The following is a 5,753-nucleotide window of genomic DNA, read 5'->3' on the forward strand; positions in this document are numbered from 1 at the left end:
GATCCGGGCCAGATAGCCGTCGATACCCGTCGTGTCGGTGGCCGGCATCAGATTCACCAGCACGGACTGCTTCGCCGTCTGCACCGGCCACATGACGTCAAGCGAACGGCGCCGGCGTATCACGTGTTCGAACAGCGAATCACCCTCTTCGTCACGCGGGAAGGCCAACGCGACCAGCGAAGACGCCACGCCCGACTTTTGCTGCAGGCGCGTGAGGCGGCCCAGATCGAGCGCGAATTCGTATGGACAGTTCGGCACCTGGTCAAGTATGCGCTGCACGAATGCCGAGTGCTCGACGCCGTCCGCGTAGTAGCCCAGCAGCACCAGCAACAGTTGCAGGTTGTCGAAATTGAGCGACAGGAACGGCATCCGCTTGACGACCAGCAACGCGCGCAGCTCGCCGTCCGCCGACACCAGCGGCGCGCAGACCAGGTACTGGCTGACTGCCACGACCGTGTCTTCGTTCTTCAGATGCGCGACGCTCAGCGTGTTCAGCGCATGCGTGACGAGTTCGTCGGCTGCGTCGAATTCAAACGTGTCGCCGATCCGCGCAATCGCCTCTGCGCCGACCTTGCCGTTTCGCACGGGATACAGCGCCGCCACCTCGATCTGGCACGCTTGCGCCACGAATTCGAGCAGACCGCTCGCGCCGGCCAACGGGGCGTCCTCGGCAGCCGTCGACGGTACCGTGAGTGCCGTATCCGTCGCAACCGACAGGCGGCGCAACTCGGTGATCGAATCGCGCAGCGTCGTCGGGCGTGACAGCAGATCTTTTTCGAGCCGTTCGTGGGACAGCCGCATCAGATAGTGGCTGTTGGTCAACGCGACGAGGCGGTCGTTCAGGTAATCGTTCAACGAGGAAGCGCGCTCTGCCCGGCCGCCCCATGTATCGCCAAAGTGCCCGGCGAGAATCGTCTCGATCAGACCACCGGCAAAATACATCGCGGGAAACGGACCGCCGCGCGGATAGAAAAGTGCCCACGCGCCCAACATGAATCCGCCGGCCAGCAACCCGAGCAGGCTCCCATAGCGCAAACCCACCAGCAATGGCATCAGCCACAGCCATGGGAAACCGGCTTGCAGCAACAGCGGATCTTCCGGATGGAGCCAGCGGCTCACGGCCAGTACGACCAGCACGAGCACAACTGTTTCGACGACCGAGAACGGCCGCACCACCGCAGGCGCCAGATAACGGCGCACGCGTCCGAGATTGCCGAACGGATGCGCATGGCGCGGCTTCGATGCGCTTGAAGTGGATTCCACGGTTGTGGTATTCACGGCCATTTCCTTTATTACTTATCGGGTTGCGGCTTGCTCCCGGCATTCTGGGCGCAAGGCGCAACTCTGGGGATGAGCTTACTGACGCGCTTGCAGTGGCGACAGAACCTTGGCGATCAGCGAAGTGGCCACGCTCGACAGACCCGAGCGGCTCCATCCGGTACGCGTGCCCGTCGCGCTCCAGACCACGGCGCCATTGGACACGTCGATCAATTCGAAAGTCACGCCGACGACCGGTTCACCGTCCACACCCGTCTTGTAGCGCCATTCTTCAACTGCACCCGACAGGACATAGCGGGCGTTCTGCGAGCGCGCCCATTCGAGCGTCTTGTCGCCATCGGCGCGTTGAGTCGTGTCGAACAGCGAATTGCGGTTCGAATCGGCCGGCGCGATGCGCACGTCCGCGATTCCGCCGGCGCGCAGCGCGTTCGCCGCGATCGATTCGGCGCTATGACCGGCGTCCGGGGTTTCAGTGTAGTTGGCGATCGAGACCACCGCCACCTTGTCACCGCGTGACAGCGCGGGGCCCGAGGTCTGGCGCACCGTTCCGCAAGCGCTGACGAGCAGTGCCAACGCCGTTGTCGCGACGCACCAGGCACCAGTACGAGCCAATTTTTTTATGCCGTGCATGAAGAATTCTCCTTAGATGGATTCGAAATCCGGTTCAATAAAACCAGCTATAACGCGCGCCGACCTCGGTCACCGGCGTGCCGAGACGCGACACGCGCTGATGCGAGAAAAAGAGCGCCGCGTGGTCCCCGCCGAACACCGTTCCGGCAAGACCGAGGCTGATTTCCGGCCCCCAGCCCTGGAACGAGTCGTGCAGAATGCCGAGGTCAAGGAACGGCCGCCATGCACGTGTGTACTGATCGAGCAGATCGTTGCCGAAACCGAAGAAAAGCCCATATTGCGAATACGTCTGCGGCACGAAGGTGGATGCGGTAACCGGACCGGCGCTCACCGGAATCAGTTGCGAGAGCAGGCCATCGGCCTCGCCGTTCGCACTGTAGTCGCCGTGCACGCCGATCAGCCGTACGGTGTAGTCGGGATAGCCGGTGCGGATCTTGTAGCCGACCTCGCCGCTCGACAGCACGCCACTACCGAGGTAGTTACGCGCCTGGCTATAGAAACGATCGGCTTCGACCGTCCCCGTTGCATACAGATGCTGCGTCATGCGGTACGTCACCGTGCCGATGACGTTGTCCTTCATGCCACCCACTTGCAGCGCCTGCGATTCGCGCGCCGTCTGATTCCGGCCGGCCTTGAGCGCCATCGACAACGGCGAATTCAGGCCCCACTCGGCGCTCACCGACACGCTGTAAAAGCTGTCGAGCGCTTCGCGGCGGCCCGCTGTCACCGTGAAGGCAGAATCGTACGTTTGACGCCGCGCAAAAAAGTCCACCCCGCGGTCGACCGACGGCACGTTGATCAGCTGCGCTGAATCGGTCGAACGCTGGAAGCGTTGCGTGCCGGTCACGCCGATCATGTACAGATCGGCAACCTTGATGCTCCCTGCGAGCGTCTGTTCGACGTAATCGAGCGGATGTTCGACGTAGTTGGTCACTGTCGCGTCGAGCGACTGCGGCCACGTCAACGCGGTCTGCTGCAAACGAGTATGCAGCTCCGAATCGTAGGGTGCGCCTTCGAGTCCCCGAAACGCGAAATTTTCGGCCGCACCCGGGCGATCGACCACGACCGATGCATCGATCCTGTTGTAGAGCGGCAAGCGCGCCCCTTGCTGATCAAGCAGACGCTCCATCGCGGATTTGTCGTTATCCGCGAGCGCAATCGCAATCAGCTGTTCGGTCGGCTGCACCAGAGTCGACGCGTACTGGCGCGCCAGCCAGCGCTTGGCCAGCGGATTCGCTTCGTGCGACATCGCCCACGCGAGAGCCACATCCTTGGCCACCGACGACGCCAGGCGCGCCTGCTCCTGCGTCGATCCGGCCGGGTTTGCCGGCGCGGATTGCGCAGGCGGCAAACCCGGCGCATCGCCGAGCAAGGTGCGCCGCGCCGCGGCGTGGTCGTTGCGGCCTGCGTCGCTAGCGAGCAGATCGTTGAGGAAAGCCTTCGAGACGTCTGCGTTTTCGAAGATCGACGCGAGCGTGACGCGACGGCCGAGCATCTGCTCGCGCACTTCGCCGTCCTGCGATGCGCGCGTGCGCAGCGCCGCTTGACCTCGCGGAGTCTTATCGCTGATCGCGGCCTCGTCCTTCTGCATCTGGCGCCAGACATTGCGCCGGATCGACCACGCGAGATCGCTGCGGCCGGCCATCTCCTGCGCTTCGGCATAGGTCAGTTGCCAGAGCGGATCACGCGACACCGCGGCTGATTGCAGGCGCAAATATTTCAGGGCGGCTTCGGGGCGGTTCAAGCGCATCTCGGCGGCGGCCAGCGGACCCCACAATACCGGCGCTTGCGCGGGTGCGTCGCGCCACTCGGACACGGCGTTGCGCAGTTGCGCTTCGTTGCCATAGTCGACCAGTGTCCAGAGGAGCGCCGCGCGCAGATCGAGCGTCGCGCCTGGCAGCATCACCGCGATCTGCAGGTCGTGCAGTGCGTCGAACGGACGATCGGTCTGGAGATAGTATTCGGCGCGCACATGCAGAAAGCCCGGGTCCTGTTCGGCAGCCGCCAATTGCGCCGGCGTCAGGGTTTGCAGCAGCGCGGCAATGCGCTCGAACTGCTCCGCATCCGTGTAGTAGTGGATGGCCTCCTGCAGAGCACGCGAAGACTGATCGCGACGATACTGCAACTCGGCGGTACGGCCGGCGTCGATCGGATATGCGTCGTAGAAGTACGTCATCGCGCTGAGGTCTTCGGGCGTAGCGTGGCCGCTTGTGAGCAGATGCTTGTAAGCATCGTTCGCAATGTCGTCGCGTTGCAGAAGGCGGGCGAGTTGCGCGGCGTTGCGCCAGAACAGTACGTCGTCGTCTTTCGCGCCGTGACGCGCGGCGAGCAGCGTGCCGAGCGCACCCTTGTAGTCGCCGTGACGGTACAGTAGGCTCGCCGTGCGCAGCGCGTATTGCGTATTGTCCGGATACAACTGGTTCAGTTTGCGGTTATAGGCGAGCGCTTCGTCGTCATGGCCGGCGCGCTCGGCGAGCAAACCTATTCGCGAGTCGATTGCTTCGGTCTGCGAATTTCGTTGACGGCTGCGCAGGAAAGCTAGCGCGTCGTCCGGGCGGCCGAGACGTTCATAGACCGCGACCACTGCATCGATGAGCTTCAGATCGCCGGGCGACGCATTCGATGTCTGGATCAATGCCGCGAGATAGGCATTGTCGTCGTTCAGCATCGGCGCGAGGCGCATCACGTTCTTCCAGCCTTCCGGGTCGTGCGTGGCCTGCGCGTAGGCGAGCCACATCTGCAGTGCGAGCGGCGACGCGTGGTTCCATTCGGCGACCTGGGCAAGACGTTTAGTCCAGACCGGCGAGTTCGGATTCTTCTGGACCTGTTCCGTGGCCACCCGCTGCGCGTTCGGCAAATCGCTCGATTCGAGGAACGACTGATAGAGAAGGCCGGGGACGTCGTTCGTCGCGGCGGCGCCAGGGTTTGAGGCGACTGCCGGAGTTGTAGCTGCAGCGGCGCTCGGTGCTGCAACAGTGCTTGACGTCGAGGCGGGATTCCAAGCAGAGGCAGCCACCCGTACGACGTGCGCATCCGCCCAGCCGCGCGTGCCGATCCGCATGGCCATGCGGGGCCCGGCTTGCGGGCCGTCCATGTACGCGTACTGTCCTTGAGCCCGGTCGTGCCGCGCGCGTTGCTGGATGAACTCGACCAGCCGCAGCGCAGCGTTGTCATCGGGTCGTGCCTGCGCGTAGCCGGCCAGCGCTTTAGCGTAACGGTCCACGAGATCCGGACGATGAGCGGCGCGCGCCAGATTCAGCAGCACGATGAGCGTCTCGTGATCGTGAGCAAACGCCGCGCCGTGCTGGTCGGCGGCGACCAATGCGTCGTTGAGAAGATTGCCGGATTGCAACGCGCGAATGCCTTCGATAAAGTAGCGGCGCTGCGCGTCAAACGTCGTCGCGCTCGCCTGCAGGCGGAACCAGCCGTCAGCCGCGCCGCGATAGTCGCCCGCATACATCGCAAAGCGCACCACCTCGCGGTTCCAGTGCTCCTGCTGCGCGGGGTCCTGGGCGGCCAGGCGCGCATACAGTCGCATGGCGACCTGTTGCGCATTGACCGAGGCTGCCGCGTCGGCCAGCATTTGCAGGTCGGCATTCGACCACGACAGTGTCGCCGCATTGGCGATCTGCACCCGCAAGCGAGCCAGTGCGGCGTCGCGACCAGGGCCGTTGGCGGGCAGCGCGAAGGTCTCGCGGGTATCGACTGTCAGACGCAACAACTGCGCCGCGCGATGCATTGCATCGGTGGGAATCGCCGCCATGCGATCGGCAATACGGCGGGCGTCCTCGGTGCGTCCCAGATGGACGTACTGCGTACCGAGAACCGACAGAATATCCGTGTTG

The 5,753-nt window shown here is 64.0% G+C and carries 3 protein-coding genes; all 3 read right to left on the reverse strand.

What is annotated here, in order from left to right:
• On the reverse strand, positions 1-1,278 hold a 1,278-nt coding region (locus VFE81_RS19755), incomplete at its 3' end, for a PelD GGDEF domain-containing protein (RefSeq protein WP_325046210.1).
• Positions 1,279-1,356: 78 nt separating this feature from the next.
• On the reverse strand, positions 1,357-1,908 hold the full coding sequence (locus tag VFE81_RS19760; protein WP_325046211.1) for a penicillin-binding protein activator LpoB: 552 nt from the start codon (positions 1,906-1,908) through the stop codon (positions 1,357-1,359).
• Positions 1,909-1,942: 34 nt separating this feature from the next.
• Positions 1,943-5,753: tetratricopeptide repeat protein (locus VFE81_RS19765; protein ID WP_325046212.1), on the reverse strand; the 3,811-nt coding region annotated here is incomplete at its 5' end.

Source organism: Paraburkholderia sp., from assembly GCF_035656215.1.
Lineage (GTDB): Bacteria > Pseudomonadota > Gammaproteobacteria > Burkholderiales > Burkholderiaceae > Paraburkholderia.

Excerpts from the sequence above, each read along its gene's own strand:
- VFE81_RS19760 (WP_325046211.1), bottom strand. The coding sequence starts at position 1,908 with ATGCACGGCATAAAAAAATTGGCTCGTACTGGTGCCTGGTGCGTCGCG.